The 26,493-nt window shown below is 64.6% G+C and carries 32 protein-coding genes, 1 tRNA gene and 1 pseudogene; 13 read left to right on the top strand and 21 right to left on the bottom strand.

All coding sequences use genetic code 11. The annotated features are described in order from the left end of the window. Positions 1 to 71 precede the first annotated feature (71 nt). The gene (locus SynM161_RS11470) at positions 72 to 467 is read left to right on the top strand and encodes a cyclic nucleotide-binding domain-containing protein (protein WP_115160958.1); all 396 of its coding nucleotides are present in this window, start codon (positions 72 to 74) and stop codon (positions 465 to 467) included. Here the strand turns inward: SynM161_RS11470 and speB are convergent. Next, positions 464 to 1,351: an agmatinase gene (speB, locus tag SynM161_RS11465; protein ID WP_186541522.1), complete on the bottom strand. Its 888-nt coding sequence runs from the start codon at positions 1,349 to 1,351 to the stop codon at positions 464 to 466. The genes SynM161_RS11470 and speB overlap by 4 nt on opposite strands. Then, positions 1,348 to 2,190: a polyamine aminopropyltransferase gene (gene speE / locus SynM161_RS11460; protein ID WP_186541521.1), complete on the bottom strand. Its 843-nt coding sequence runs from the start codon at positions 2,188 to 2,190 to the stop codon at positions 1,348 to 1,350. Before speE ends, speB begins: the two co-directional genes overlap by 4 nt. A 269-nt stretch (positions 2,191 to 2,459) precedes the next feature. On the opposite strand from speE, the gene arfB reads away from it, so the two are divergent. Then, positions 2,460 to 2,891 (top strand): alternative ribosome rescue aminoacyl-tRNA hydrolase ArfB, encoded by a 432-nt coding sequence (gene arfB / locus SynM161_RS11455; protein WP_115009815.1) that lies wholly within the window; start codon positions 2,460 to 2,462, stop codon positions 2,889 to 2,891. Here arfB and mazG read toward each other — a convergent pair. Beyond that, positions 2,888 to 3,721: a nucleoside triphosphate pyrophosphohydrolase gene (gene mazG, locus SynM161_RS11450; RefSeq protein WP_186541520.1), complete on the bottom strand. Its 834-nt coding sequence runs from the start codon at positions 3,719 to 3,721 to the stop codon at positions 2,888 to 2,890. The two genes, arfB and mazG, sit on opposite strands and share 4 nt — an antisense overlap. Before the next feature lie 33 nt (positions 3,722 to 3,754). Further along, positions 3,755 to 4,264: a metal-binding protein gene (locus SynM161_RS11445; protein WP_370593073.1), complete on the bottom strand. Its 510-nt coding sequence runs from the start codon at positions 4,262 to 4,264 to the stop codon at positions 3,755 to 3,757. A gap of 31 nt (positions 4,265 to 4,295) precedes the next feature. Between SynM161_RS11445 and SynM161_RS11440 the strand changes: the two genes are divergently transcribed. Next, a tRNA-Val gene (locus SynM161_RS11440) sits at positions 4,296 to 4,367 on the top strand. Positions 4,368 to 5,109: 742 nt separating this feature from the next. Continuing rightward, positions 5,110 to 5,295 carry a hypothetical protein gene (locus SynM161_RS11435; RefSeq protein WP_186541519.1) on the top strand — a complete coding sequence of 62 codons (186 nt, stop codon included), beginning with the start codon at positions 5,110 to 5,112 and terminating at the stop codon, positions 5,293 to 5,295. Positions 5,296 to 5,379: 84 nt separating this feature from the next. Here the strand turns inward: SynM161_RS11435 and SynM161_RS11430 are convergent, their stop codons facing one another. Genes SynM161_RS11430 through SynM161_RS11405 form a run of 6 tightly spaced genes read right to left on the bottom strand, consistent with a single transcriptional unit; the run spans position 5,380 to position 8,400 of the window. Continuing rightward, positions 5,380 to 5,685, bottom strand: a complete 306-nt coding sequence (locus SynM161_RS11430) for a TIGR03894 family protein (RefSeq protein ID WP_186541518.1) — start codon at positions 5,683 to 5,685, stop codon at positions 5,380 to 5,382. A gap of 58 nt (positions 5,686 to 5,743) precedes the next feature. Then, positions 5,744 to 5,980, bottom strand: a complete 237-nt coding sequence (locus SynM161_RS11425) for a high light inducible protein (RefSeq protein ID WP_186541517.1) — start codon at positions 5,978 to 5,980, stop codon at positions 5,744 to 5,746. A 38-nt stretch (positions 5,981 to 6,018) separates the two neighbouring features. Further along, entirely contained in the window at positions 6,019 to 6,756 is a 738-nt protein-coding gene (locus tag SynM161_RS11420) for an MBL fold metallo-hydrolase (RefSeq protein ID WP_186541516.1), read from the bottom strand. Further along, entirely contained in the window at positions 6,753 to 7,163 is a 411-nt protein-coding gene (locus SynM161_RS11415; protein ID WP_186541515.1) for a transcriptional repressor, read from the bottom strand. The genes SynM161_RS11420 and SynM161_RS11415 overlap by 4 nt, the downstream gene beginning before the upstream one ends. A 50-nt stretch (positions 7,164 to 7,213) precedes the next feature. Then, positions 7,214 to 8,122 carry an oxidoreductase gene (locus SynM161_RS11410; protein WP_186541514.1) on the bottom strand — a complete coding sequence of 303 codons (909 nt, stop codon included), beginning with the start codon at positions 8,120 to 8,122 and terminating at the stop codon, positions 7,214 to 7,216. Positions 8,123 to 8,142: 20 nt separating this feature from the next. Beyond that, on the bottom strand, positions 8,143 to 8,400 hold the full coding sequence (locus SynM161_RS11405) for a hypothetical protein (RefSeq protein WP_006852028.1): 258 nt from the start codon (positions 8,398 to 8,400) through the stop codon (positions 8,143 to 8,145). 54 nt (positions 8,401 to 8,454) lie between these two features. Here SynM161_RS11405 and SynM161_RS11400 point away from each other — a divergent pair, with 54 nt between their 5' ends. Beyond that, on the top strand, positions 8,455 to 8,907 hold the full coding sequence (locus tag SynM161_RS11400) for a protein phosphatase (RefSeq protein ID WP_186541513.1): 453 nt from the start codon (positions 8,455 to 8,457) through the stop codon (positions 8,905 to 8,907). After that, positions 8,904 to 9,527, top strand: a complete 624-nt coding sequence (locus SynM161_RS11395) for a 2OG-Fe(II) oxygenase (RefSeq protein ID WP_114987741.1) — start codon at positions 8,904 to 8,906, stop codon at positions 9,525 to 9,527. Before SynM161_RS11400 ends, SynM161_RS11395 begins: the two co-directional genes overlap by 4 nt. Here SynM161_RS11395 and SynM161_RS11390 read toward each other — a convergent pair. After that, positions 9,507 to 9,815, bottom strand: a pseudogene (locus tag SynM161_RS11390) (mechanosensitive ion channel protein); the annotation flags it as partial. The gene SynM161_RS11395 and the pseudogene SynM161_RS11390 sit on opposite strands and share 21 nt — an antisense overlap. A 35-nt stretch (positions 9,816 to 9,850) precedes the next feature. Here SynM161_RS11390 and SynM161_RS11385 point away from each other — a divergent pair. From SynM161_RS11385 to SynM161_RS11365, 5 genes are read left to right on the top strand one after another with little or no spacing between them, the layout of a single operon-like run. Beyond that, positions 9,851 to 12,595, top strand: a complete 2,745-nt coding sequence (locus SynM161_RS11385) for a valine--tRNA ligase (protein WP_186541512.1) — start codon at positions 9,851 to 9,853, stop codon at positions 12,593 to 12,595. A gap of 4 nt (positions 12,596 to 12,599) precedes the next feature. Beyond that, the gene (locus SynM161_RS11380; RefSeq protein WP_115160947.1) at positions 12,600 to 13,574 is read left to right on the top strand and encodes an ATP-binding cassette domain-containing protein; all 975 of its coding nucleotides are present in this window, start codon (positions 12,600 to 12,602) and stop codon (positions 13,572 to 13,574) included. Then, positions 13,574 to 14,371, top strand: coding sequence for an ABC-2 family transporter protein (locus SynM161_RS11375; protein ID WP_115160946.1), 798 nt, complete (start codon positions 13,574 to 13,576; stop codon positions 14,369 to 14,371). Before SynM161_RS11380 ends, SynM161_RS11375 begins: the two co-directional genes overlap by 1 nt. Then, positions 14,371 to 15,159 carry an ABC transporter permease gene (locus SynM161_RS11370; protein WP_186541511.1) on the top strand — a complete coding sequence of 263 codons (789 nt, stop codon included), beginning with the start codon at positions 14,371 to 14,373 and terminating at the stop codon, positions 15,157 to 15,159. The genes SynM161_RS11375 and SynM161_RS11370 overlap by 1 nt, the downstream gene beginning before the upstream one ends. Before the next feature lie 34 nt (positions 15,160 to 15,193). Then, complete coding sequence (locus tag SynM161_RS11365) at positions 15,194 to 15,817, top strand: TVP38/TMEM64 family protein (protein ID WP_115009843.1); 624 nt, start codon at positions 15,194 to 15,196, stop codon at positions 15,815 to 15,817. On the opposite strand, the gene SynM161_RS11360 is transcribed toward SynM161_RS11365, so the two are convergent. The 3 genes from SynM161_RS11360 to SynM161_RS11350 are packed head-to-tail and all read right to left on the bottom strand — an operon-like array spanning position 15,793 to position 18,429. Then, positions 15,793 to 15,978, bottom strand: a complete 186-nt coding sequence (locus SynM161_RS11360) for a hypothetical protein (protein ID WP_115009844.1) — start codon at positions 15,976 to 15,978, stop codon at positions 15,793 to 15,795. The genes SynM161_RS11365 and SynM161_RS11360 overlap by 25 nt on opposite strands. Next, positions 15,975 to 18,017, bottom strand: a complete 2,043-nt coding sequence (gene ligA, locus SynM161_RS11355; protein ID WP_186541510.1) for an NAD-dependent DNA ligase LigA — start codon at positions 18,015 to 18,017, stop codon at positions 15,975 to 15,977. Before ligA ends, SynM161_RS11360 begins: the two co-directional genes overlap by 4 nt. Next, positions 18,010 to 18,429: a hypothetical protein gene (locus SynM161_RS11350; protein ID WP_114987734.1), complete on the bottom strand. Its 420-nt coding sequence runs from the start codon at positions 18,427 to 18,429 to the stop codon at positions 18,010 to 18,012. The genes ligA and SynM161_RS11350 overlap by 8 nt, the downstream gene beginning before the upstream one ends. 79 nt (positions 18,430 to 18,508) lie before the next feature. Between SynM161_RS11350 and SynM161_RS11345 the strand changes: the two genes are divergently transcribed. Both SynM161_RS11345 and SynM161_RS11340 read left to right on the top strand, forming a co-directional pair. Beyond that, complete coding sequence (locus SynM161_RS11345) at positions 18,509 to 19,051, top strand: SprT family zinc-dependent metalloprotease (RefSeq protein WP_186541509.1); 543 nt, start codon at positions 18,509 to 18,511, stop codon at positions 19,049 to 19,051. A 105-nt stretch (positions 19,052 to 19,156) separates the two neighbouring features. Continuing rightward, positions 19,157 to 19,693 carry a hypothetical protein gene (locus tag SynM161_RS11340; RefSeq protein ID WP_186541508.1) on the top strand — a complete coding sequence of 179 codons (537 nt, stop codon included), beginning with the start codon at positions 19,157 to 19,159 and terminating at the stop codon, positions 19,691 to 19,693. Here the strand turns inward: SynM161_RS11340 and SynM161_RS11335 are convergent. The 7 genes from SynM161_RS11335 to SynM161_RS11305 form a co-directional block, all read right to left on the bottom strand. Continuing rightward, positions 19,690 to 20,127: a hypothetical protein gene (locus SynM161_RS11335; protein WP_115161256.1), complete on the bottom strand. Its 438-nt coding sequence runs from the start codon at positions 20,125 to 20,127 to the stop codon at positions 19,690 to 19,692. The genes SynM161_RS11340 and SynM161_RS11335 overlap by 4 nt on opposite strands. A gap of 90 nt (positions 20,128 to 20,217) precedes the next feature. Then, complete coding sequence (locus SynM161_RS11330) at positions 20,218 to 20,817, bottom strand: chorismate lyase (RefSeq protein WP_170950531.1); 600 nt, start codon at positions 20,815 to 20,817, stop codon at positions 20,218 to 20,220. Next, a complete protein-coding gene (locus tag SynM161_RS11325; RefSeq protein ID WP_255441796.1) occupies positions 20,814 to 21,506 on the bottom strand; it encodes a pilus assembly protein PilZ in 693 nt (230 codons plus the stop codon). Before SynM161_RS11325 ends, SynM161_RS11330 begins: the two co-directional genes overlap by 4 nt. Positions 21,507 to 21,530: 24 nt before the next feature. Next, positions 21,531 to 23,462, bottom strand: coding sequence for a tRNA uridine-5-carboxymethylaminomethyl(34) synthesis enzyme MnmG (gene mnmG / locus SynM161_RS11320; protein ID WP_186541507.1), 1,932 nt, complete (start codon positions 23,460 to 23,462; stop codon positions 21,531 to 21,533). A 21-nt stretch (positions 23,463 to 23,483) separates the two neighbouring features. Continuing rightward, entirely contained in the window at positions 23,484 to 24,890 is a 1,407-nt protein-coding gene (gene dnaB, locus SynM161_RS11315) for a replicative DNA helicase (protein WP_186541506.1), read from the bottom strand. Positions 24,891 to 24,961: 71 nt separating this feature from the next. Further along, a complete protein-coding gene (rplI, locus tag SynM161_RS11310) occupies positions 24,962 to 25,420 on the bottom strand; it encodes a 50S ribosomal protein L9 (RefSeq protein ID WP_186541505.1) in 459 nt (152 codons plus the stop codon). Positions 25,421 to 25,498: 78 nt separating this feature from the next. Continuing rightward, positions 25,499 to 26,356: a fatty acid desaturase gene (locus tag SynM161_RS11305; protein WP_255441795.1), complete on the bottom strand. Its 858-nt coding sequence runs from the start codon at positions 26,354 to 26,356 to the stop codon at positions 25,499 to 25,501. Positions 26,357 to 26,493 lie beyond the last annotated feature (137 nt).

The raw sequence follows: 26,493 nt of genomic DNA, 5'->3' as shown, positions 1-26,493 counted from the left end.
CATGACTCCGCCATTGCTGATGGCCTCCACCGGATGAGCGCGGGATACTGCAGCCAACCCCGGTTATTGCCTTGTCCGCCTCAGCTCCGCTGACTCCTCTGGAACTGATCCAGGAACAGCCTGAGGTGGATCGCCTGACCCTTCCCACCGGCGCAACTGTTTTCAGTGCCGGTGAGCCTGTGCAGTTCATCCATGTGATTGAACGGGGATGGATGGAACTGAGCAGTGGTCCGTTGAACCGCATTCGCTTTGGTTCCGGTGAATTGTTTTTCTATGAGGATCTGGTGGATGGCGCCGAGTGTCACAGCCGTGATGCCACAGCGGTGACGCCTGTTTCGTTGTTCCGCCTGAGCCGCTCCAATTTTCTGGCGCTCATCCATCGGCACCCAACGCTGGTGCTGCAATTGCTCAGCAAGCAGCACAGCCGTTTGCGGCAGCAGCGGGCTGATGCCCGTCACTTCTATTAATCACCACCCAGGAGCAGCAGCAGGCTGCGGGTCACCTTGGCGGCCAGCACGGAGCTGATGCCACTGGTGTCGAGTTGTGGGGCCAGTTCCACCACATCGGCCGCCACCAGGTGATGCTCTCGAAGCACCCCGATCAGGCTGGCGAAGTCAGACCAGTGGTAACCACCGGGTTCCGGTGTGCCGGTTCCAGGCAGAACGGCGGGGTCAAACCAGTCCAGGTCGACGGTGAGATAGATGGGTTTCCCCTGCAAGGGAGCGAGGGCCTGTTGAAGGGCGTCGACGCTGGGCATCAGCCGGCCGCTCTCGTGCAGTTCGCTGAATTCCTCCCGCGTGCCACTGCGGATCGCGAGTTGAAACAGCGTCTGGCTGGGAAGAACCTCCAAACAGCGGCGCATGGCGCAGGCATGGCTGTGGCGGGCCCCCAGCCAGCTGTCCCTGAGGTCGGCATGGGCATCCAGCTGCACCAGCACCAGGTCGGGGTGGCGTTGTGCCACAGCCTCCACGGCACCGGAGCTGATCGAATGCTCCCCGCCCAGCATCAGAGGCCTGAGTCCAAGGCCGAGCACGGTTTCGGTCGCCTGCTTCACCTTGGTGAGAACGGGCTCAGGGTTGCCGAAGGGAATCTCAACGGCACCAAGATCCGCAAAGTCGAGATCCTCAAGATCCAGGTTGAGTTGCGGGCAATAGGTCTCCAGGCCAGCGCTCACCTCTCGGATGGCGGCGGGGCCGAAGCGGGTGCCAGGGCGAAAGGAGGTGGTGCCGTCATACGGCACACCAAACAGGCCAACGCGGCAGTCGTCAGGGTTGCGTCGGGATCCCATGAAAATAGTTCCGTCGCTGTCAAACAAACTGTCGAAAAGCCCACTCGGCGGTTGTGAGGTCATGGCTGCAGCTCCCGTTCGACGAAGGCGGGGATGGCGTCCATGGCCCCCCGCTGCCAGCGTGGTGACCAGATCTCGCAGCCTGCGGCGATGGCCTCGCTGCGCTCTGGGTCTGGAGAGCGGTAGCGGGGTGTTGCCATCGCAGCGAAGGTCCAGCTCCACCAGCCGCTGGGGTACATCGGCACCCAGCCATAGAGCGGGTCGGCATGGTCAAACACCTCGCGTAACAGGCGCACCATGGCGATGTGGACATCGCGGAAGGCTTCCGGAGATTCGCTCTGCGTGCCGAACACGCCCCCGGGCTTCAGCAGCCGTCGGCAGTTTTCAAAGAAGGCGCGGTTGAACAGGCCTTCGGCGGGTCCGGCGGGGTCAGAGCCATCCACCAAGACAACGTCATAGCTCTGGTCCTCCGCCTCAGCTGCCCAGGCGATGCCATCGCCCACCGTGAGCTGGAACCGCGGATCAGACCAGGCGGATCCGCCAATGTCGGGAAGGTGTTCCCGGCTGAGTTCCACCACACGCCCGTCAATCTCCACCATGTCCAGCCGCTGGACGCCTGGGTGGCGCAGGCATTCCCGCGCGGTGCCGCCGTCCCCGCCTCCGATCACCAGAATCCGCTCGATCGAGCTGGCGCTGCACAGGGCTGGGTGCACCAAAGCCTCGTGGTAGTGGCGTTCCTGCTGTTCCGCTGTCATCCAACAGCCATCCAGCAGCAGCCCCCGCCCGTAGCGCTCACTGCGAATCACGCTGATCCGCTGGAACGGACTGGTCTCCTCGACCAGCACCTCTCCTTTCAATCCATAGCGGACGCCGCGGTGTTCTTCGTCAATCCAGCTGCTCATGGGCTGTGGTGGGCATCTCTCCAGCTAAGGACCCAGGAGGGCTGTTCCCAAACACCAGATGTGGTGCTTTTGGGATTGACGAACACAACATGTGGAGGTTGAATGTGTTTGGTTGGGGAGCTGCTGTGGAAGAGGGCAGCTCCAAAGCCTTTTTCGTCAGATCAAGGCTTTTGTTTTACCGATAGGACTCCTGGTTGATGCACGTGTTTCCTCTCCGAGGCATCAACCCGGTGGGACCATCCTGTTGTTCTTGAGCCAGGAGATGGCTGGTGCAAGACCTGGTGGTGAACGAGCGGTTGACCATTCCGTCCAGGGAGCTGCGCTGGCGGTTCAGCCGCTCATCTGGCCCCGGCGGGCAGGGGGTTAACACCACCGATTCCCGTGTGGAATTGCTTCTGGATCTGGCGAACTGCTCCTGTCTGGGTCCATTTCGCCGTGCCCGATTGCTGGAGCACTTCCAGACCCGTTTGGTGGAGGGCTGCCTACGGGTTGTGGTCGCAGAAGAACGCTCCCAATGGCAGAACCGACAGAAGGCTCTGCATCGCATGGGGGAGCTGCTGCGGGAGGGCTTGCAGCCAGCACCGCGTGCCCGAAAGGCCACCCGGCCGGGTCGTGGTGCCGTGAAGCGGCGGTTGGACACCAAGAAAAAGCGTGGTGACCTCAAGCGTCAACGGCGCAGTCGGCCCTCCCTGGACGACTAATCGGATCCAGAGGAGGGCGAGTGTTCTGCTCGGATCGCCGCTTTGGCCTGTTTCCAGAGGGCTTCCAATTCGTTGATGCTGCGGCCCTGCAGATCCCCTTCCAGGGCAGCTTCAACGCGGGAGAAGCGGTCGAGGAAGCGTTGATTCGTGCCGGCGAGACCCTCCTCGGGTTCGATGCTGCACCAACGGGCCACATTCACCAGGGTGAACAGCAGATCGCCCAGTTCCTCCTGGGCATGACCTTTGTCGCCGTTGGCCACCGCCTCCTTGAGTTCGTCCAGCTCCTCATGGACCTTCTCCCAGACGCCGGCCATGTCATCCCACTCGAAGCCGGCTTTGGCCGCTTTCTTGGAGATGGTCATGGCTCCAGCCAGGGCCGGCAGGCCCCGCACCTTGGTTCTGAGCCGGTCGCTGAGGGGGCTGGAGGAGCCCGCCAGGGCCTCGGCCTGCTCCTCGAGCTTGATGGCCTCCCAGCTGCGTCGCACCTCGCCACTGGTGCTGGCGACGGCATCACCGAACACATGGGGGTGACGGCGAATCAGTTTGTCGCTGATGCCGTCGGCAATCGCATTCAAATCAAAGCGCTTCTGCTCCCGAGCGATCTGGGCATGCAGCACCACCTGCAGAAGCAGATCCCCCAGCTCCTCCTTCATCTCGGCATCGCTGCCCTGGCGGATCGCATCGGCCACTTCATGGGCCTCTTCCAGCACGTAGGGCACCAGCGAGGCATGGGTCTGCTCCAGATCCCAGGGACAGCCCGTTGTTGGATCCCTGAGTTGGGCCACAACATCGATCAGTCGCTGGATGGCGTCAGAAGGAGCGTTGGCCATGCCGGGGCAACAACTGGGGCAACGCCCACCTTCTCATCGCTGTCGTTTCTTCGACCATTCCTGGGGCCAGGGGTCGCCATCGAGGATCAGGTGGATCCAGGCACTGCCCTCGAAACCCACAAGCAGAGCGATGAACTCCTGTGGGTGCTGATGCATCAGTTGCTGGAGCGTCGTCAGCAGCACCGCTGGTGAGAGTGTTGGAACCGCCATGCTCACGATCAGGCACCAGGCGAGCAGCACCGCCATGCGCGCGGTTGTTCCCAGCAGCGGACCATGGGACCAGAGCGAGCGATGGGGAATCAGTAGGCGGTAGGGCCACCAGAGAAAGCCGAGGACTCCCCAGCGCCGCAGCGCGTTGGAGCGGGTATCCAGGTCTGGGGACAGCCATAAACCGCCAGCCAGGCAGCTGGCGGCGGCGATCAAGGCTGCAGCCCATCCCAGCACCAAGCCAACAGCGATGCCGAGCGGGAGGCTCAGGACCCAGATGCTTTGATCGTGGTGGCGACCCGTTGCCAAGTCTTCGGGGCTGTCGTGTGCCCCCAAGCTGACGCGTTAGGGCAGAATCTGCCCGGTGGGGCGATTAGCTCAGCGGTAGAGCACCTCCCTTACAAGGAGATTGTCACTGGTTCGATCCCAGTATCGCCCATTTCAAAACGCAGTACTGCACTGGGTTTTGTTGGGTTTTTGCTTCAGTTCGCCAGCGCTCGCTCTCCAGGGCCATCGCTCATTGGCTGGGCGCTGAATTCACCGCGCAGGACGCCCTCTGCCCTTCGCATCATTTTCAGGCAGGTGTCCCTGTCAGCAGCGGCGTAGGCAGCATCCATGCATTGCACGTACTGCTCTTCAGGAGTCACAAGCTGTTTGCCGTTGGGCGGAGTATCGGTCCGATTCGAATGGCTTGCCGTAGCTGCAATTACTCATCCGCTCGGTGCGTCGGACGGGTGGGTGTGCAAAGGTGGGGCGACGCCAAAGAGCCTGATTGAAGGCCCACTGCGCGAGAACCGATAACTCGATGCCATGAACAGAAGATCCAGCACTCCCCCGAGGGAGTGGCGAAAGGCTGGCAGCAATGCCAGCAGAATTGACCTCAGCGGTTATGCCTCATCTCAGCATCGCCGTTTCCTGAAGGCGGAAGCCGAGCAGGCCCCAGGGGAGCCCAGGCATCGCTGACGAGGTTCGTCCCGTCAGCGGAATGAAGGCGCCTCAGCTATTGCTGCCGTCATCCATGCCACGTCTGATCAGGCTTTGCGTGAGCCAAAGCAGACCAATGAAACCGGCCGTGACGATCAACAGAGTCAAGATTCAGGCTGTGGTGCGGACGTAGAGACGTAGCTCGCTTTGCCACCACATCATCATCATTGAAAGGTAGGCCTCCAAGACACTTTGTGATGCAGTTGGTCTTGGCGCTTGTGCTTCCCGTGGTTCTGCTGGTGGGGTTCACTGCGCTGTTGGCAACTGGCAGGTTGTCGATCTCTCGCAACGCTGGGTGGTTTTTGGAACGCCAAGGCAGCATCTGGATGGCTGGAATCGTGGCCCTTGCTGCCGCTGCGGCTGTGGTTGCTCTGCAGCGTTAAACCGTCTCGCCGAAGCGCTTTCAAAAGCTTGACCCATCCCCAGGGAGAGAGCGGGATGGGTGGCTTGTCATCAGGGGGTCTTGATCAGCGGCTGCTGGAGCGCTTGCGCACAACCCTGGGGGTCTCCCGCTCGGTCTTGGCATCTGTTTCAGACACCGTCTTGTCTTCGCCGGCCGCTTCTCCCTGCCCGGGCTCGTCGTCGGGTTCCTGCGCCTCAATCACTCCAAGCACCATGGCGGCTTCCAGCTGATCGCTCATGTCACCGATGGTGAGCAGGGCTTTTAAGACCAGCTGGGCGCGAGGCGCTTTGGGCAGGCCGGGACGAAGCTTTTTGGTGGTGTTCCACAGCTCCAGGGCCACTTCCCTCAGCAGTTCCTTGTCAGCAGCCATTCGATTCGAACGTGAATCGCACCATTCTCGTCATCGGGGGGGTGGTCCCCCTTCCGAATCAGAAGCAGAAGGGCAGGAATTGGGTGCGGCAGGCGGCATAGCCATCCACCAGGGGACCCAGCCCGATCTGGTGAACGATGCCGGCACCGGTGAGCCCCTCGGTGATGATTCCGATCACGATGCCGACCATGGCGGCACGGCCGTTGAAGCGTTCGGCCTTTTTGAGCTGCTCCATGTGGATGTCGCGGGCAGCGACGCCTTGGAACCAGGAATCGCTGGCTTGCGTGAATTTCATCGAACTCAAGCTGTTGTTACAAAGCTTAATCCGAAGAATCAGTTTTTCAGCAGCAGTCGTTCCCCTGGTCTTGGATCGGTCCAGGAGCTGCTGGCCGGCAGCTGGGCACCAGTGCTGGCCACGGATCCTTTCATTTGCAGGGCCCGACTCAATGCGCCGCCAAAGCGCACGTCACCGCCGGAGGTGCTGGCGAGCACCGTGGTGGGTTGGAAGCGTTCCACCAGTTGCGGCACCACGGAGCAGCCCTTAACAAAGGCTCCAAGCGCCGGCAGCCCCAGATCCACCATCGGCGTGATCACGGCATCCAGGGGCTGTGGCTCCAGGGCTGGATCGAGAAAGCCGTGGGGTTCGAGATAGAGCGATCCGGCCGGATGCTCGAGCAGATAACCGTTTTCCACCATTGGCACCGGTGCACCGGCGCTGGCGCGCACCTGCAGGCCCTGGTGGTTGGTGCTCTCTCCGGGGGAGAGGGTTTTCACGCTGGTGAAGCCCAGGCGTTCCACCACCCGTGCTGCAGCTACCGATCCAATGACGGGCAGGTCCTTGGGGAGAAGCGCCAGGGTTTCCGGATGGGCGTGGTCCGCGAGCCCCTGGGTGAGCAACAGCAGGTTCAGCTTCTCGGGCGCCTTGCGCTCGCAGGGCAGTTCCCCTTTGAGCAGCCATTCCCCGGGGGGGAAGCTCAGGCTGCCGCGCAACCAGGGATCCACCAGAACGCGGAGATCATCGAATTCGAGCAACCAGCCATTGGCTCCGAAGTACGTGGCGGCCAGGGTCATGACGGGCTTTGCTGCCGCTCGCGGCAGTCGCTGCAGAGACCAAAGAATTCAAGCGTGTGAAACAGGAGATCGAAGCCTTTGCGACCGTCTTCGGGCACCTCCAGGTCGTGAATCGGGCAGTGGTCGAGCGCCTGGGTCTTGCCGCAATCGACGCAGGTGAGGTGGTGGCGATCCCGCTCCAGCGGCGCATAGAGCGCCTCGCCATTGGGCAGGTGGCGGCAGCGCACCAGGCCCCGTTGCTGCAGCTGGCGCAGATTCCGGTACACCGTGGCGAGGCCCATGGCCTGTTCGGGCTCCAGGCTGCGGTGCAGCTGCTGACCGCTCATCTCATCACCACAGGCCTGCAGGCTCGCCAGCAAGACCTGCTGGCGGGAATTGATTTGGGTGGCGGGGCGGCGAGTGGCCATGGTTTCAAAGGGCGACCAACCAGCGGCCACTCAACATCACAGCGTGGGATTTAGCCACCGATCAGCTGCTCGCTCAAGCTCCAGAGCCGCTGCCGTTCGGCGGGTTGATTCGCCGCGGGCGCCACACGGCAGAGCGCCGGTGCACCCCGCAATCCACCGAACTGTTCAGGGCCGTAGTGCTCGCCACCCTGTGCCGTCGCCGCGGTGGCGGCATGCAACTGGGGTAGGGCACCCATGCCGGCGCTTTGGAACAAGGGATCCATCAGCCGGTAGGCCAGAGCCTCGAAGCGGTTGCCGACGCTGGCGATCGCGGTGGGTTGCAGTTCTGTGCGCGCGATGCCGGGATGGGCGGCCAGAGAGCGGATGGGGCTGCCCTGCTCGCGCAGGCGTGCATCCAGCTCAAGAGCGAACATCACGTTGGCGAGTTTGCTTTGGCCATAGGCGCCATAGCGGTCATAGCCCTTGCTCCAGCTGGGGTCGTCCCAGCGGATCTTGCCGAAGTACTGCGCTCCGGAGGTCACCGTCACCACGCGGGGATCGGGACGGTTCTGCAGGAGTGTCATCAGGGCCTGGGTCAGGGCCATGTGCCCCAGGTGATTCACGCCGAACTGCAATTCATGCCCCTGGGCGGTGGTGCGGCGCGGCGGTGCCATCACGCCAGCATTGTTGATCAGTAGATCAAGGCAGCCGTAGCGCTCCCCGACGGTGGCCGCTGCCTTTTGCACGCTGGTCAGGTCCGCCAGATCCAGGCCCACCAGATCCACCGCTCCCCCATCGCGCTCCTGCAGCAACTCCTGCTTGGCCCTCTCGGCTTTGCGGGGGCTGCGGCACGCCAACACCACGGTGGCCCCGCAGCGTTTCAAGGCGCGCGCGGTTTCCAGGCCCAGGCCGCTGTTGGCTCCAGTGATCAGGGCGATACGGCCCTGCTGGTTCGGGATGTCAGCCGCGGACCAACCCATCGCTTCACCTGAGCCTGGGCTCAGTCCTCAGGGAAGAGCAGCTCGGCCAGTTCGTCGGCGTCCACGTCGTAGACGCGGGCCAGGCTGGTTTCGATGGCGTTGGTTACCTCGCCCGGCAGGAAGCGCATTGAGTTGAGGGCGTCCTCGGCGATGTCGTCGGTGAGCAGCTTGTCGTCGCTGTCCAGCTTTTCGTCATTGATCACCGCCATCACCCAGCTCTGGTAGGCGTAGACCAGATCGGAGAACTCGAGTTCGGGATCGTTCAGGTCCAGGGCCATGGTGCGAATAGCCAGTCGCCCCAGTCTGACCTTTCGCAGGAGAGGATGAACAGCATGGATTCCGCTGATGCCACTGGCCTGCAGGCCACGCTGTTTGATTTTTCAATCGCTGAGCTGGTGCGGCAGCACCGGGAGAGCTTCCAACCCCTGTGGACGGCGGAAAGTTGGGTGAAGCTGCTGATTTGGTTGTCGCTGAATTGCGGCAGCTCCGGGGATGAAGCCGGCATGGCCCGGTTCGTCGAGGCGCTTGGGCCAAGCCTCACCACCCGGATGCGGCGGGTGTTCTTTGAGCGGGAGCTGGAGGCCCTCGATCTTCAGGTGATGGCTGATCCGGCTGAGCAGCAGGTGCTGGTGTTGCCGATGGGCCCGGGTGTTCCCCTGGATCTTGAGCGCGCTGCCACGGTGATCGAACAGGTGCAGTTGCAAGACCACGTGGTGGCTGACCGGTCGCGATGGCAGCAGCTCGAAGCTGTGGTGGCGATACCTCGCTTGGAGGCCGCGGCATGAACCTGATCGGGCGCTACAGCAATCCCGGTTACGCCTCGGTGGCCGATGCGGTGCGTGAGTTCTTCGAGCGCCGGGTGGACTTACAGCGGCCTGGCGTGGCCTTCGGGCCCGAGGGTGAGGGGGAACCGGCGAAACAGAGCACCGACATCAGCCTGGTGGCGATTGATCGCTCGGAACCCGAATCCTTTGCCCTCTCGCAACTGATCCTGCGGGGGGTGACGGCCGGCTTGGAGCGCTATCTGCAGGAGCGGCCGTTGTTCCGGCAGTGCTGCCCGCAGCAGAGCCTGTTTGTGAATCCGATCTTCAACCTCCAGCACTACGCCCCGGGGGAAGGGTTCAAGCGATGGCACTGCGATTGGACCATCAGCGATGAGGCCACCGAACCGGTGCACCGGGTGCTGGCCTGGATTCTTTATTGCAACGACGTGGATGAGGCTGGCACCGAGTTCCATTGGCAGGACCACCACGAACCGGCGGAGCGGGGCAAGTTGGTGATCTTTCCGGCTGGTCCGTCCCACATTCACCGCGGACGGGTGAATGAGAGCGCCAGCAAGTTGATCGCCACCGGTTGGATCAACGCCGGACGCCAGGAGGACTACCTACGGCGTCTCGCCAGCTGAGTCGTTGGCAGGATCGCTGTCTGCTTCGGCCTGGAGCTGATTGGTGGGGCTGCCGATCCGGTGGGTTTGTTCCTTGGAGGGGGGCCATTCCATCGGATACACCTGGCGCTGGGGGAAGGGAATGCCGATGCCGTTCTTGTCGAACGCCGTCCAGATCGCCTGGCGGAGGTCGCTGTCGACCGCAAAAGCTTCCAGGGGATTGCGCACCCAGAACAGCAGTTTGTAGTTGATCGAGGAGTCGGCGAAATCCACCGTGAACGCCTGTGGTGGTGGGTACTGCAGCACCTTTTGCGACCATGGCTTGACTGAACTCCCTGCCTCCTGTGCCCGAACTGGCCAAGACCTACGACCCGGCTGGCACGGAGGCCCGCTGGCAGCAGGCCTGGGAGGACCAGGGAGCGTTCCATCCCGACCCGAAGGCCCCCGGTGAACCGTTCTCTGTGGTGATCCCGCCGCCGAACGTCACCGGCAGCCTGCACATGGGCCACGCCTTCAACACGGCCCTGATCGACACGATCGTGCGCTATCAGCGCCTGGCGGGAAAGAACGTTCTTTGCTTGCCCGGCACCGATCACGCCTCGATCGCGGTGCAGACGATCCTTGAGAAGCAGCTCAAAGAGGAGGGCAAGACCCGCCACGACCTCGGCCGTGAGGCGTTCCTCGAGCGGGCCTGGCAGTGGAAGGCAGAGAGCGGTGGCCGGATCGTGGCTCAGCTGCGGCGCCTGGGCTATTCCGTGGATTGGAAGCGCCAGCGCTTCACCCTCGATGAGGGCCTGAGTGAGGCGGTGAAGGAGGCCTTTGTGCGGCTGCACGAGCAGGGGCTGATCTACCGCGGCGAATACCTGGTGAACTGGTGTCCCGCCTCCGGTTCGGCGGTGAGTGATCTGGAGGTGGAGATGAAGGAGGTGGACGGCCACCTCTGGCATTTCCGCTATCCGCTCAGCAGCGGCGACGGCCACCTGGAGGTGGCCACCACCCGGCCCGAAACGATGCTGGGCGATACAGCGGTGGCGGTGAATCCCACCGATGAGCGCTATGCCCACCTGGTGGGCCAGACCCTCACCCTGCCGTTCGTGGGGCGGGAGATTCCGATCGTGGCCGATGACCACGTGGAGAAGGACTTCGGCACTGGCTGCGTCAAGGTGACGCCGGCCCACGACCCCAATGATTTCGCCATCGGCCAGCGCCACGGTCTGCCCCAGATCACAGTGATGCGCAAGAACGGCACGATGAACAAGGAGGCCGGCCAGTTCGAGGGGCTGGATCGCTTCGAGGCCCGCAAGGCTGTGGTGGCCGGCCTGGAGGAGCTGGGGCTGCTGGTGAAGGTGGAGGACTACCGCCACAGCGTTCCCTATTCCGACCGCGGCAAGGTGCCGGTGGAGCCGCTGCTCTCCACCCAGTGGTTTGTCAAAACCGAGCCCCTGGCGGCCCGCTGCCGTGAGGCCCTCGAGAAGCAGGATCCCCGCTTCATCCCCGAGCGCTGGGAGAAGGTTTACCGCGACTGGCTCACGGACATCCGCGACTGGTGCATCAGCCGCCAGCTCTGGTGGGGCCATCGCATCCCCGCCTGGTTCGTGATCAGCGAGACCGGTGGTAAGTACACCGACACCACGCCCTACGTGGTGTCCCGCAACGAAACCGAAGCCCTGGAGAAGGCCAAGGCGGAGTATGGCGCCGCGGCGGAGATCGAGCAGGACGAAGACGTGCTCGACACCTGGTTCTCCAGCGGCCTCTGGCCCTTCTCCACCCTGGGCTGGCCCGATGCTGACAGCGCCGACCTGCAGCGCTGGTACCCCACCAGCACCCTGGTGACGGGCTTCGACATCATCTTTTTCTGGGTGGCCCGGATGACGATGATGGCCGGCGCCTTCACCGGCGAGATGCCCTTCCAGGACGTCTACATCCACGGCCTGGTGCGGGACGAGCAGAACCGCAAGATGAGCAAGAGCGCCGGCAACGGCATCGATCCGCTGCTGCTGATCGACCGTTACGGCACCGATGCCCTGCGCTTCGCCCTGGTGCGGGAAGTGGCCGGTGCCGGTCAGGACATTCGTCTGGACTACGACCGCAAGAAGGACACCTCCGCCACGGTGGAGGCGTCGCGCAACTTCGCCAACAAGCTCTGGAACGCCACCCGCTTCGCCCTGATGAACCTGGGCGGCGAAACGCCGGCCCAACTCGGTGACCCCGATCACGCTGCCCTGCAGCTGGCGGACCGCTGGATCCTCTCCCGCCTGGCCCGGGTGAACCGGGAGACGGCCGAGCGCTACAGCAGCTATGGCCTGGGTGAAGCCGCCAAGGGGCTTTACGAGTTCGCTTGGAACGACGTTTGCGACTGGTATCTGGAGCTGAGCAAGCGCCGGCTCAACCCCGGTGAGAACCCCTCAGCCGAGGCCCTCGCCGATCAGCGGGTGGCTAAGCAGGTGCTGGCCAAGGTGATCAGTCAGATGCACTTGATGCTGCATCCGCTGATGCCCCACCTCACCGAGGAGCTCTGGCACAGCGTCACCGGCGAGCCGGAGACCACCTTCCTGGCCCTGCAGCCCTGGCCGGAGCTGGATGAAAGTGCTTTGGATGATGCGTTGGAAGCCTCGTTCGCTGAGCTGATCGGTGCCATCCGTGTGGTGCGCAACCTGCGTGCGGTGGCGGGCCTCAAGCCCTCGCAACCGGTACCGGTGCGCTTCGTCACCGGCCGCGGTGAGCTGGCGGCTGTGCTCAGCAAGGGCACGGCCGACATCACGGCGTTAACGCGAGCCGAGTCGGTGGCGGTGATGGCGCCGGCGGAGGCTGATGCGGCTCCGGTGGCCAAGGCCCTGGCGGGGGTGAGCGGTGAGCTGCAGGTGCTGCTGCCGATCGAAGGCCTTGTCGATCTCGATGCACTGAAAGGGCGCCTCGAGAAAGACATCGCCAAGGCGGAGAAGGAGATCAAGGGCCTGGCGGACCGGTTGGGCAACCCCAACTTCGCCGACAAAGCCCCGCCGGAGGTGGTGGCGGAATGCCAAGCCAACCTCGATGAGAAGCAGGCCCAGGCCGATCTGGCGCGCAAGCGCCTGGCGGATCTGAGCTGAGTCGGTGATTCAGGTTGAGGGGCTGAGCAAGATCTACCGGGTTGCCGAGAAGCAGCCCGGCTTGGCCGGCACCCTGCGCCATTTCATTCGCCGCCGCACCCGGGACGTCACCGCGGTGCAGGACGTTTCCTTCCGGATTGAACCTGGGGAGATGGTGGGCTTTCTCGGTGCCAACGGCGCCGGCAAAACCACCACCTTGAAGATGCTCTGCGGCTTGATCCACCCCAGCGCCGGCGAGGTGCAGGTGGCGGGGCACCGGCCCCAGCGCCGTCAGGCGGAGTTTCTGCGCCGGATCACCCTGGTGATGGGGCAGAAGCAGCAGCTGCTCTGGGACCTGCCGCCGATGGATTCGCTGCGGGTGAATGCAGCGGTCTACGGCATCCCTGATGCTGTGGCCCGGCGGCGGATCAAGGAGCTGGCCGATCTGCTGGAGCTGGGGGAGGAACTCACCCGGCCGGTGCGCAAGCTTTCCCTGGGCCAGCGGATGAAGGCCGAACTGTTGGCGGCGCTGCTGCACGAGCCGGAGGTGTTGTTCCTCGATGAACCGACCCTGGGGCTGGATGTGAATGCCCAGGCCCGGGTGCGGCAGTTCCTGGCCGAGTACAACCGCCGTACGGGGGCAACGGTGCTGCTCACCAGCCACTACATGGCTGATATCACGGCCCTCTGCCCCCGGGTGCTGTTGATCCACCAGGGGCGCTTGTTCCACGACGGTCCCCTGGAAGCGCTGGCTGATCAATTGGCACCGGAGCGGGAGGTGCGGCTCGAGTTGGAGTCGCCCGTTTCAGCCGATGACTTGGCGGGGTTGGGGCGTTTGGAGCAGCTGGAGGGCTGTGATGTGCGGCTGCTGGTTCCCCGCGATCAGCTCACCGCCGTGGTGGCGCAACTGCTGGATCGCTTCCCCGTGCGTGATCTGGATGTGACCGATCCACCGATCGAAGAGCTGATCGGTGGGTTGTTCCGGCAGGGGCGTGTCTGATGCGGATCTTCGGGCTGAACCGGCGGATCATCCGGGTGTTGCTGGGCTCCCAGTACGCCCACATGCTCGAGTACCGCGCCGAGATCGCGCTCTGGGCCTTGTCCGGGGTGCTGCCGTTCATCATGCTCAGCGTCTGGAGCGGCAGCGACGCGCGCTCGGGGCTGGGGCTGGATGGTGTGGCCCTGGATCGCTATTTCCTCAGCGCCTTTCTGGTGCGCCAGTTCTCGGTGGTGTGGGTGGTCTATGCCTTCGAGGAAGACGCCCTGCTGGGCCGGCTGTCTCCTTACCTGCTGCAGCCGCTGCATCCGCTCTGGCGTTATGTGGCGGCCCACCTCGGCGAGCAGCTCACCCGTCTGCCCTTTGCGGCCCTGATTGCGGCGGTGTTTTTTGTGGTGCGGCCCCAGGTTTTCTGGTTGCCGTCGTTGGGGGGCTTCCTGCTGGCCTGGCTGGCCACTTGGATGGCCTTCGCCATCGCCTTTCTGTTTCAGAGCCTGATTGCGGCCCTCTGCTTCTGGAGTGAGAAGGCCAGTGCCCTGGAGCGTCTGCAGTTCATTCCCTTCCTGTTCCTGTCCGGTCTGCTGGCACCGCTCACGGCCTTTCCGCCGGCGGTGCGGGCCCTGGCCCAGTGGACGCCCTTCCCGTATTTGATCGATTTCCCAGCCCGGGTGCTGGCGGGCCAACCGGTGGATCTGGTGGCGGGCTTCGGGGCGCAACTGGTCTGGATCGCTCTGCTGTTGCCGCTGGTGCTGCTGCTCTGGCGTGCTGGCGTGCGGCGATACAGCGCCATGGGGGCCTGATGGGGCGTTACTGGCGAACCCTGCGTCGCTTCTGGGGCACGGCCGTGGCCGTGCAGCTGGAGTATCAGGCCAACGTGCTGATCGAGTTGCTGGCGGTGGCGATGAGCCTCAGCGGCAGCCTGTTCCTGCTCTCGCTGTTCTATGGCCCCGATCAGACGTTGGGGGGCTGGAGCTGGGCCCAGGCCCTGATGGTGCAGGGGCTTTACACGGTGTTCGATGGCATGGCCACCACCTGGTTGCGCCCGAACCTCGGGGCGATCGTTACCCATGTGCGCGAGGGCACCCTGGATTTCGTGCTGCTCAAACCGATCGACAGCCAGTTCTGGTTGTCGCTGCGCACGCTTTCGCCGGCGGGGCTGCCGGAGATCGGCCTGGGGCTTGGGCTGCTGGCCTGGGGCAGCCATCAGGCCGGTGTGGAGCTCAGTCTGTTTGCGCTGTTCACCGTGCTGGTGATGCTGTTGGCCGGTGGCTTGATCCTCTATTCGCTGTGGTTTCTGATCGCCGCCACCAGCATCTGGTTCGTCAAAACCTGGAATGCCACTGAGGTGTTGCGGGCCCTGCTGGCCTCCGGCCGTTATCCCCTCAACGCCTACCCGCCTGCCCTGCGCCTGCTGTTCACCCTGGTGCTGCCGGTGGCCTTTCTCACCACGGTTCCGGCCCAGGTGTTGTTGGGTGAGGCCGCCGCACCGATGCTGCTGGCGGGCTTGGCTCTTGCGGTGCTGTTCTTTGCGGCGGCGCGGGCCTTCTGGCTCTTTGCCCTGCGCTTCTACACCTCAGCATCGAGTTAGTGCAATGCTCCACGCCATGTGTGGGTGATTTCGCTTGATCTCCTTGGTTCAGCACTGGCTGCCGGATGTGTTGGAGCTGCTGCGCTCCCCCGCTGGGGCTCTGCTGTTCATGCCGCTCTATGCCCTCTGGGTGACGCTGCTGCTGCCGGGGGTTTGGGCGTCGATGCTGGCCGGGGTGCTCTACGGCACCTGGCTTGGCAGTGGCCTGGTGTTTGTTGGGGCCTGCCTCGGGGCGGTGGTGGTGTTTCTTCTGGGGCGGTCGGTGCTGCGCGACTGGGCCCGGCGCCGGTTGGAGCAGCTCCCCAAGTTGCAGGCGGTGGAGCGTGCCGTGAGCAAGGAGGGCCTGAAGTTGGTGTTGCTGACGCGCCTCTCGCCCGCCTTCCCCTTCTCGCTGCTCAACCTGGCTTACGGCCTCAGTGAGGTGAGCCTGCGGGATTACAGCATCGGTTTGATCGGCATCCTCCCTGGCACGGTGCTGTTCTGCGGTTTGGGGGCACTGGCCGGCGATGTGGCCCGTTTCGGTGAGGTGCTGGGGGGTGAGGCGGATGCCGGCACCTGGGCGCTGCGGCTGGTGGGGGTGCTCGCCACGCTGGCCGTGGTCTGGCTGGTGAGCCGAGCGGCCCGGCGGGCGCTTCAGGATGTGGAGACGTCGCTCTGATCGGGATTGGGCAGACGCCAGTCCCGCAGGGCAGCGATCAGGATGAACCAGGCCAGGCGTGCGCGCTTGGCTGGGCCGGTGCGCTGCTGCAGCTCAGCCAACTTGGCCCGTCCGCAGTCGGTCTTGATCCAGCGGTGCAGGGCAGGTGTGGATGGGCTCATGGCTGCAGCAGGGCGGTGAGGTCGGCTTCGCTGAGCACCGTCACCCCGAGGCTCTCGGCTTTGGTCAGTTTGCTGCCGGCGGCTTCGCCCGCCACCAGGTAGTCGGTTTTCTTGCTGACGCTGCCGCTCACCTTGCCACCGGCCACTTCGATCAGCGCTTTGGCTTCGCTGCGGCTGAGGTTGGGGAGTGTGCCCGTGAGCACCAGGGTTTTGCCCCGCAGCACGCCGTCGGCGTCAGCTCCGGCTTGGCTGGCGGCCTCCTGTTCGGAGGCACTCGCCTCCAGGGAGAGCCCAACGCTGCGCAAGTCCTGCAGCAGCTGCTGGTTGGCGGGGGTGCGCAGCCATTGGCCCAGGCTGGCGCTGATTTCCGGGCCGATGCCATGCAGTTCGGCGATCTGCTCCGGGGCCTCCAGTGCTGCTGCTGCCAGGCTGTCGATGCTGAAGAAAGCGGCCGCGAGGGCTTTGGCGTTGACCTCGCCGATGTGGCGGATGCCCAGGCCATAGAGCTGGCGATGCCAGGGCTGCTGTTTGGAGGCCTCCAGGGCCTCCACCAGGTTGGTGGCCGACTTGTCGCCCATCCGATCCAGGCTGGCGAGCAGGGCCGCATCCAAGCGGTAGAGATCGGCCAGCGAGCCCACCAGGCCGCGGTCCACCAGCTGTTCGATCAACTTGCTGCCGAGCCCATCCACATCCAGGGCACCCTTGCTCACCCAGTGCCGCAGGCCACCCCGCAGGATCGCCGGGCAGCTGCTGTTCACGCAGCGGGTGGCGGCTTCATCTCCCTCTCGCACCAGGTTGGAGCCACATTCGGGGCAGTGCTGCGGCAGTTGCACCGGGGTGGCGTCACTGGGCCTGAGCTCCGGCAGCACTCGCACCACTTCGGGAATGATCTCCCCGGCTTTGCGCACCACGATGGTGTCGCCCAGGTGCAGATCCAGTTCTGCGATTCGATCGGCGTTGTGGAGGGTGGCGCGGCTGACGCTGGTGCCGGCCAGCGCGACTGCTTCGAATTCAGCCACGGGGGTGATGGCACCGGTGCGGCCCACCTGAGCACCAACGCGGAGCAGACGGGTGGGGGCTTCTTCGGCTGGGTATTTGAGGGCGATGGCCCAGCGCGGGGCCTTCTGGGTGAAGCCGGCTTCGTCCTGCAGCTGCAGGTCGTCCAGCTTCACCACTACGCCGTCGGTGGCATAGGGGAGGTCATGACGTCCCTGCTCCCAGTGGTCGCAGAAGCGCTGGATGGCGGCCAGGTCTTCGCAGCGTTCCCGGTTCGGGTTCACGCGGAAACCGGCCGTCTTCAGCCACTCCAGAGCCGCCCATTGGCCGGGGGGTTGGGCGTCACCCGGCAGGTGCAGGGTGTAAGCGAAGAAGTCGAGCCGGCGGGCGGCCACCACCTTCGGATCCAGTTGGCGCAGGGTTCCGGCGCAGGCGTTGCGGGGATTGGCGAACAGCGCTTCACCCCGTTGCTCCCGTTCGGCATTGATCGCCGCGAAGGTGGCATCAGGGATGAAGGCCTCCCCTCGCACTTCCACCCATTCCGGTGGGTTCTCGATCTGCAGCCGCAGCGGAATGGAACTGATCGTGCGCACGTTGGCGGTGATCTCTTCACCGCGGCTGCCATCGCCCCGGGTGGTGGCCCGCTCCAGCACCCCATTGCGGTAGCTCAGGGCCAGGGCGTTGCCGTCAATTTTCAGTTCCCCCACTAGGGGCAGGCGGGTGTCGCTGGGACGGTCCAGCACCTTGAGCAGCCGCTCGTGCCAGGCCTGCAAGTCGTCGCGGTTGAAGGCGTTGTCGAGGCTGAGCATGCCCACGCGGTGCTCAACGCTGGTGAACCCCTCCGCCGGAGCTCCGCCCACCCGCTGGGTGGGGCTGTCGGACCGCTGCAGGCCCGGATCGTTCTGTTCTAGTTCGAGCAGCTCGCGGTAGAGGCGGTCGTAGACCGCGTCCTCCATCACTGGCGCATCGAGAACGTAATAGGCGTGGCCGGCACGGTTGAGCAGCTGCCGCAGTTCCGCGGCCCGCTCGTGCGGATCAGCCATTGACCTGGTTGATGCGGGCAATGCGCCAGTTGTCGTCCACCTTGGTGAAGGTGAAGTCGAGGGGGAGCTCTTCGTCGCCTTCGGACTTCAGCTTCACGGTGAGGATCAAGTTGCCTTCCTGCACGCGGGGGCGGCCGGACTTGAGATTGCGGAACTTGTTCAGCTTCAGGCCCGCCAGGAAGCGGATGAACTGCTGGCGGCTCACGTGCTGGCGGTAGGCCTTGGTGGTGAGCAGGTAGGCGGCATCAATGCGGCCGGCAGCCACCTGGGTGAAGAACTGCTTGATCAGGGGATTGATGCCGCGGGCGTCGAGCACCAGCTTCACGGCGTTGTAGATCCAGTACCCCAGCAGGGTGAGACCCCCGGCCAGCAGAGCTTTGCTGCCGATCTCCCGCACCAGTCCCAGTTCCATCACCAGCTGTCAAAGCAGGGCCGAGTCTGACTGACCACGGCAGGATGGCGCTGATTCGGATCTCCTCCCCCCCCGTTCTGTGCCTTTGCAGCCCCTGCTGCCGCTGTTTCACCGCCTCAACCGGGAGCATTTCGGCGGTGCTTTGGTGGATGGGGGTCAGCCGCTGACGGCGGTGCGCTGGAGCGATGGCCGGATGAGCCGCACGGCGGGGTTCTACCGCCGTGGCCCCGGTGTGGGTGAGGGCCGCGGCAGCGAGATCGTGCTGTCGCGGCCGGTGCTTGAGCCCTTACCGCAGATCGCCACGGAAAGCACGCTCTGCCACGAGATGATCCACGCCTGGGTGGATCTGGTGCAGCGTCGCCGCGAAAGCCACGGGCCGCTGTTCCGGGCCCGGATGGCCGCCATCAATGCGGCCCAGAGCCGGTTTCAGGTGAGCATTCGCCACAGCTATCCCGTGCCGTCCCGGCCGCCCCGTTGGCTGGCGGTCTGTCCCCGTTGCGGCCGTCGCACCCCATGCCGAAGGCGCACACGCAATGCCGCGTGCCGGGCCTGTTGCGTCGAGCATTTCCATGGATGCTGGGATGCCAGCTGCGTGCTCAGTTATGTGGAGGCGGAGGGCTAGATGGAGGTGTTCTGGCTCACCCTGGAGTGCGGTGGTGTGGTGATTGTGTTGCTGGGATTACGGCGGGAACAGTGGTTGCGCCGCCGCCGTCGGTAACGTCAGGGAATGGAGGAGCGTTTCGATCGGTTGGACCGGTTCCGTGATCAGCGGGATCGCCGTCTTGACCAGTTCTTGGAAACCGGCCGTCAGCTCGTCGATGGGGTGTCCGGTCGGCGACCAGGACAACGGCCTGGAGGGCGGCGCTCCGGTTTGGATCTCGATTCGGTGGGCCGCTGGGTCGGCGAAAAGGTCGAGTGGCTGTTGGAGGAGGACGACGACTGGCAGGAGCCCTGGCAAGAGGCTGGCCGTGGTCGGCCAGAGCCTGCACGTTCGATGCGTTCCGCCCGTCGCCCCCTTGATGCGATCTCCCGCCGCAGCCGCCGCGGAGCAGCAGCGCAGACTCCAGCGCCCCCATCAACGCCACCTGTGGCTCAGGAGTTCAACGCAGCAGAACAGGGCGAGTGGCCGGAGGACGACAGCTTCCGGGTGCAGCGCTGGTCGCGCTCTGCCCAGCCGGCAGCTCGTCCGGAACCCGAAGCCGCGCCCAATCCCACCGGCTCCCGCCGGGCCTTGCCGCGCTCCAGCCGCCGCCGGATCGACTAATGCCTCGCGTGCAATGAGCGTGGGCTGACCCGGTAGCGGCAACCCCGTGCAGCGAGCTGGTGGTTCACATCCTCGAGCAGCTCTCCGGGCATCTCTTCGGCCATCTGGTCCGCTGTGGCAGTGATCGATGGGGATCCCACCTGCAGCGCTTCCAGCAGTTGGGTCCACTGCTCCACTTGCAGGCTGCGGCTCATCGGCTCATAGCCCTTCTGTTCCAGCAGCGCGCTGCAGACCGTGCGGTTCCAGAGCACGGTGCGTCCCTGGCCATGGGGGCCGGTCTGCATGGCGGCGTTGGCGTCGAGGGCGCTTTGGGTGGGGCGGCCTCGCCTGTCACGCCAGCCTTGATGCTCGAGGGTCTTGCCGCAGTGAATCGCCGAAATGCCGTAGATCCGACCGAGGTCGGTGAGGCTGAGCCAGGAGGTGGTTGCAGCCATGACACGGTGAACCGAATTGGCCACATCTTCCTGTGAGCACAAACAATGGCAAGTTGTCAAGAGCAAATCCCAACAAACCCGCAGGTTTGTTCATGAATTTTGTTGAAACTCCTGGCGCAGCGTGGGTCCGAGCCAGGTTTCGAGTTGCGGGCTGAACACTTCGCGAATCACGGTGAGGGCCTTGCCCTGGCGGAAGAAGCGGTAATGGCGGCTCCAGTAGGGGCCGCGATGGCCAAAGGTCTGGTCGAGCCAGTCACCCTCCACCAGTGCCAAGCCATCCACCTCACGGAACAGCTCGGAACGCCCTTCAGTGAGGCTTTTCCAGATCGGCTGGTTGCGGTCCCGCAGGTGCCAATCCGCTTCGGCCTGGTTCCACCAGCTCTCGGCCCAGGCCAGCGGGGTGCCGCCGCAGGTGAGCCACACCTGGCGGCGCAGCAGTGGTGCCATCAATTCCTTCACCTCCTCCGGTGCCCCGGGGTGGTCGGTCTGGTCGGCCTCCATGGCGATCAGATCCACGGCAACGGGCGAACCGGTGAGCAGGCGCAGGTGGCGGGTTGGGCTGCCATCGCCCAGCAGCATCAGCCGCCAGGGGCCGGGCAGTTGACGCGGCCCCTCCGCTGAGAGCACCGCATCGGTGGGGGCTTGCCAGAGCTGGTGCGGGGATGGGTGAAGACGGGGGGTGGGGTTCAGAACAGCCCTCCCACCGAGAGGGTTTGGCGTTGGCCGTTGCGGCTGATCACGGCACCGCTGTCGGTGACCTCGCTGAGCACCCAGCCGCTGCTGCCGATCGCTTCACCGATGCCGGCGGACACCGATCCCTGCCCCAGTTGAAAAATGGCGGAACTGTTGCCACCGGGGCCCTTCACCACACCGGTGAGTTGCGGGATCGGTCCCATCGGCGCAAATGCCTGATCGCTGCTCAGCGGCTCAACCGTCAACGGCTGTTGGATCGGTGGTTGTTGGATCGGCACGGTCAGCGGTTCGAGGCTTTGGATGGCAAGGGAGGCCTCCTCGGACGTTGCTGTCTCTTCTGCCCGGCTTTCTCGGGCCGCCACTTGCTCGCGCAGCTGCTCGATCAGGGCGGCGTTTTGCTTCCGTTCCAGCTCCAGGCGGGAGCGTTGCAGGCTGCTCACCAGCCAGGCGCTGCAGATCACTCCGGCAACGGCGATGCCACTGATCAGCGGCAGCAGCCAGGTGGAGGGGGAGCGGCGTTCGCTGGGTTCGCTTGGTTTGGTTGTTGGTTCGTGCACATCCACATCCACCGGCACCAGGTGCGGCTGGCTTGGGGCGGTGACCGTCTCGCGGTCGAACACGTTGTCCATCACCTGCTCAGCCCGCAGGTTCCAATAGGCACGTGAGGTGGGAACCCGGGCTGGCAAGGCAGAGGTTTCAGGAGTCCAACGCTATCGAGCTTCTGCGGTGGGGGCGAGGGGTTGGCGTTCCCTTTGCTGCAGTTCCAGCCACATCAGCAGGGCGGTGATGTCCGCTTTGCTGACGCCAGGGATGCGGCTGGCCTGCCCCAGGGTGCTGGGTTGAATCGCCGTGAGCTTTTCGCGTGCTTCATTCGAGAGGGTGCCGATGCCGGCGTAGTTGAGATCGGCCGGCAGCTTGCGCTGGCTTTGGCGTTTCACCTGATCGATCTGCTGCTGCTGCCGTTGCAGGTAGCCGCTGTATTTGATGTCGATCTCGGCGCCCTCGCGCACGGGCAGGGGCAGATCGGCATCAGCCAGGCCATGGCGCACCAGGTCGGCGGCGTGCATGCCGGGCCGGCGCAGCAGGTCGGCCAGGGTGATCGAGCCTTTGATCGCTGCACCGGTTTCCTCTTCCACCGTTGGGGCCACCGGATCGCTCACCTTGAGCCGCACGGTTTCCAGCCGCTGCTTTTCGCCCTCCATCGCCTGGAGTTTGTCTTCGAACAGCTGCCAGCGCCGGTCGTCGATCAGGCCCAGCTGACGGCCCAACGGTGTGAGGCGGCGGTCGGCGTTGTCGCCCCGCAGGATCAGGCGGTATTCGCTGCGGCTGGTGAGCACCCGGTAGGGCTCGCGCAGGTCCTTGCTCACCAGATCGTCGATCATCGTGCCGATGTAGCTGCCCTCCCGGGGGAAGTGCACCGGCTCCTGGCCACCGATCAGTCGGGCGGCGTTGACGCCGGCCACCAGGCCCTGGGCTGCGGCTTCCTCATAGCCCGTGGTGCCATTGAGCTGGCCGGCGCTGAACAGGCCGCGCACCCGCTTGGTTTCCAGGGAAGGCTTGAGTTGGGTGGCGGGCAGATAGTCGTAATCCACCGAGTAAGCCGGCCGCAGCATCACGGCTTGCTCCAGACCCGGCAGGCTGCGCAGCAGTTGCAGCTGGATCGGTTCCGGTAGGCCGGTGGAGAAGCCCTGCACGTAGATCTCCGGGGTGTCGCGCCCCTCCGGCTCGAGGAAGATCTGGTGGCTGTGCTTGTCCGCGAAGCGAACGATCTTGTCCTCGATTGAGGGGCAGTAGCGCGGGCCTTTGCTGTCGATGACGCCGCCGTAGATGGCGGTGAGGTGCAGGTTGTCGCGGATCAGCTGATGGGTTTTGGCGGTGGTGCGGGTGATGTGGCAGCTCATCTGCTCACCGCTCACCCAGGCGGCCGGGTCAAAGGAGAAGAAGCGATCGGCCGCATCGCTGGGCTGCTCCTCCAGTTGATCGAGGGCGATGCTGCGCCGGTCCACCCGGGCGGGGGTACCGGTTTTGAGCCGGTCGGTCTGGAAGCCGAGCTGCTGCAGCGCTTCGGTGAGGCCTTCGGCGGCCTGCTCTCCGGCGCGGCCGGCGGCCATCGATTGATGCCCCACCCAGATGCGGCCGCCCAGGAAGGTGCCGGCGGTGAGGATCACCGCCTCAGCGCCGTAGACGCTGCCGAAGTAGGTGCGGATGCCGCTGATTCGTTGCTGGTCGCCTTCACCGCGGGTTTCCAGGCCGGTCACCATCGCTTCGCGCAGGGCGAGGTTGGGGGTGTGCTGCAGCAGCTGCAGCATCTGGCGGGAATAGAGGCGCTTGTCGGTTTGGGCGCGCAGGGCCCATACCGCTGGGCCGCGGCTGGCGTTGAGGATGCGCTTCTGGATGGCGGTGGCATCAGCCAGGCGGCCGATCACGCCACCGAGGGCATCCACTTCATGGACGAGCTGGCTTTTGGCGGGGCCGCCGACGGCCGGGTTGCAGGGCTGCCAGGCGATGCGATCAAGATTGAGGCTGAACAAAGCGGTGTTCAGGCCCAGCCGGGCGGCGGTGATGGCCGCTTCACAACCGGCGTGACCGCCGCCGACCACGATCACGTCGAAGGATTCGGTGGGGGCGGCGCTGAAGCTCATGCCCTCATTATCTGATCTGGCTTAGGCCGCCAGGTTGCGGAAGCGGGTGAACTGCGGCTCGAACAGCAGCTTTACCGTGCCCACTGGACCGTTGCGGTGCTTGGTCACGATCACTTCGGTGATACCGCGGTCCGGGGTTTCCGGGTTGTAGTACTCGTCGCGGTAGATCATCAACACCAGGTCGGCGTCCTGCTCGATCGAGCCCGATTCCCGCAGGTCGCTCAGCATCGGTCGCTTATTGGTGCGTGCCTCCACACCCCGGCTCAGCTGGGAGAGGGCAATCACCGGCACGTTCAGTTCCCGGGCCATCTGCTTCAGACCCCGGGTGATGCGCGAGAGCTCCTGCACCCGGTTGTCGGAGCCCGAGCCTTCCATCAGCTGCAGGTAGTCGATCATCACCAGCCCCAGCTCCTTGCCCTGTTCGGCCATCAGCCGCCGGCAGAGCGAGCGCATCTCCAGCACGCCGGAGTTGGGTTTGTCGTCGATGAAGATCGGCAGTTGCCCCAGGCTGTTGATGCCCTGACCCAGCAGCGGCCATTCCTCCTGTTGCAGGCGGCCGGTGCGCAGCCGCCCCGCTTCGATGCCCACCTCCATCGAGAGCAGGCGGTAGGTGAGCTGCTCCTTGCTCATCTCCAGGGAGAACAGGCACACCGGCATGTCGTGCAGCTGGGCCACGTTCTTGGCCAGGTTCAGCGCGATCGATGTTTTGCCCATGGCCGGCCGGCCCGCCACGATGATCAGGTCGCTGCGCTGCAGGCCCTGGGTCATCGCATCCAGGTCGTAGAAGTTCACCGGGATGCCGGCCACCGAGGTGCCCAGCGAGCGGCTTTCGATTTCCTCAAAGGTCTGGGTGAGGATTTCGGCGGTGGGGGTGAGCCCCTTGGAGGGTTTCTCCTGGCTGATGGCAAAGATCTTTTGCTCCGCCTGGTCCAGCACCTGCTCCATCGGCAGGCTCTGATCAAAGCCCAGCTGGATCACCTCGTTGCCGGATCTGATCAGCTGGCGGCGCAGGAACTTGTCCATCACCAGCCGGGCCACCTGCTCGATCGAGGCGGTGGACGGCACCCGCTCCACCAGCTCCACCAGTCGGTTGTTGCCGCCCACCTTCTCTAGGGCGCCGGTGTCGGCCAGCCAGGCACTCATGGCGGTGAGATCCGTCGGCTTGCCCTGGCCGTGCAGCATCAGGGCGGTGCGGAAGATCTCCCGGTGGGCGTTCAGATAAAACGCTTCCGGCTGCAGCACATCGGCCACACGCCCGATCGCATCGGGATCCAGCAGGATGCCGCCCAGCACCGCTTCCTCCGCCTCCAGGTTTTGGGGCGGAAGCGAATCGGGCAGAGCCTCGAAATTGGGCTCGTCGTCGCGGCGGCCTTTGCCAAAACCACGGCGTCCCCCATCGTTGTTCTCTGGCAGGGGGACGCTCACCATGGCGGCAGGGCGTGAAGCGAAGGAATCACACTCTGGCTCGAATGAGCCGGTTGAGTGTCAATTGACAGCGATCAGTAGCCGATCACTTCCAGGTTGATCTCAGCGGTGACTTCGCTGTGCAGCTTCACCGTCACGGTGTACTTGCCGGTGCGGTGGATCTCAGGCACCACGATGTCGCGGCGGTCGATCTCCTTCTTGGTGGCGGTTTCGATGGCTTCTGCCACGTCACCGTTGGTGACGGTGCCGAACAGCACGTTGTCTTCACCGGTCTGCTTCTTCACGGTGAAGCGACCAATGGTGGAGAGGGCGGTCTTGAAGTCGAGGGCTTCCTGCTTGAGGGCGGCCTGACGCTCAGCTTCCTTGGCCCGGCGGTGCTCCACCTGCTTCATCACCGCAGGGGTGAGGGGCACAGCTTTGCCGAAGGGCAGCAGGAAGTTACGGGCGTAACCCGGAGCCACTTCCACCAGGTCTCCGTCCTTGCCGAGGCTGAGGACGTCCTCATTCAGAACGACTTGTACACGCTTAGGCATGGGACCGGTATGAAGGATGGAGACGGGTGCGATCGACCACCTTACGACGTGGACGGTTGTTGAAGGTTGCTTTGAGCCTCAGGAGGCTCCGGGGACGTAGCGGGCCGTGCGAATTCGGCTGGCCAGTCCGAGACGCTTTAGCAAGCGCACGTGCTGCCAGGTGAGATCGAACTCGAACCAGCGCAAACCGTGGCGTGCACTGGCCGGATGGGCGTGGTGGTTGTTGTGCCAACCCTCACCGAAGGAGAGCAGTGCCACCCACCAGCAGTTGCGGGAGAGGTCGGGGCAATCGAAATTGCGGTAGCCGAAGGCGTGGGTGGCGGAGTTCACCAGCCAGGTCACGTGATAAACGACCACGAGGCGCAGAGGAATGGCCCAAAGCACCAGGCCAAGGCCACCGCCGTGCATCTGGGCGGCTTCGCCGAACCAATAGAGCCCCAAGCCGAGGGGGATCTGCAGCAGTAGGAACCAGCGGTCGAGCCAGCGGTAGAAGGGGTCGCACTGCAGGTCGCCGGCGTAGCGGTCGAGTTCCTTCAGCGCCGGGATGTCGTGCAGCATCCACTCGCTGTGGGCCCACCACAGGCCACGGCCAGCGTCATGGTGATCGGTGGGCTGATCCGAAAAACGGTGGTGATGGCGGTGCAGACCCACCCATTCGATCGGGCCGCTTTGGCAGGCCAGGGTGCCCATCAGCACCAGGATGCGCTCGACCCACACCGGCACCACCAGGCTGCGGTGCGCCACCAGACGGTGCAGGCCCAGTGTGACGCCCAGCACCGTCATCCAATAGAGAACGCCGAAGGCCACAACGCCCTGCCAGCTCCAGAAGCGCGGCAGCAGCGCCACGGTGGCGAGCACGTGCATCACCAGCATGAAGCTGGTGGTTCCCATCTTGAATTTGCGCTGACGCGCGGGAAGTCGGTCGCGCGGTGCCATCACCGCGGCCCGCTGCCGAAGCTCGCGGGTGTCAGCTGTTTGCGAGGAAACCAAGCGGATTCTCCTTGGATTGACAAAGCCGCTCAGACAGGAAAACCAGGGAGCGGATGGTGCCGTTAGTGACAGAAATCTAAAGG

Source organism: Synechococcus sp. M16.1, assembly GCF_014279895.1.
GTDB lineage: Bacteria > Cyanobacteriota > Cyanobacteriia > PCC-6307 > Cyanobiaceae > Parasynechococcus.
Note: the sequence above shows the minus strand (reverse complement) of the source record. Positions and strands in the feature narration are given on the sequence as shown.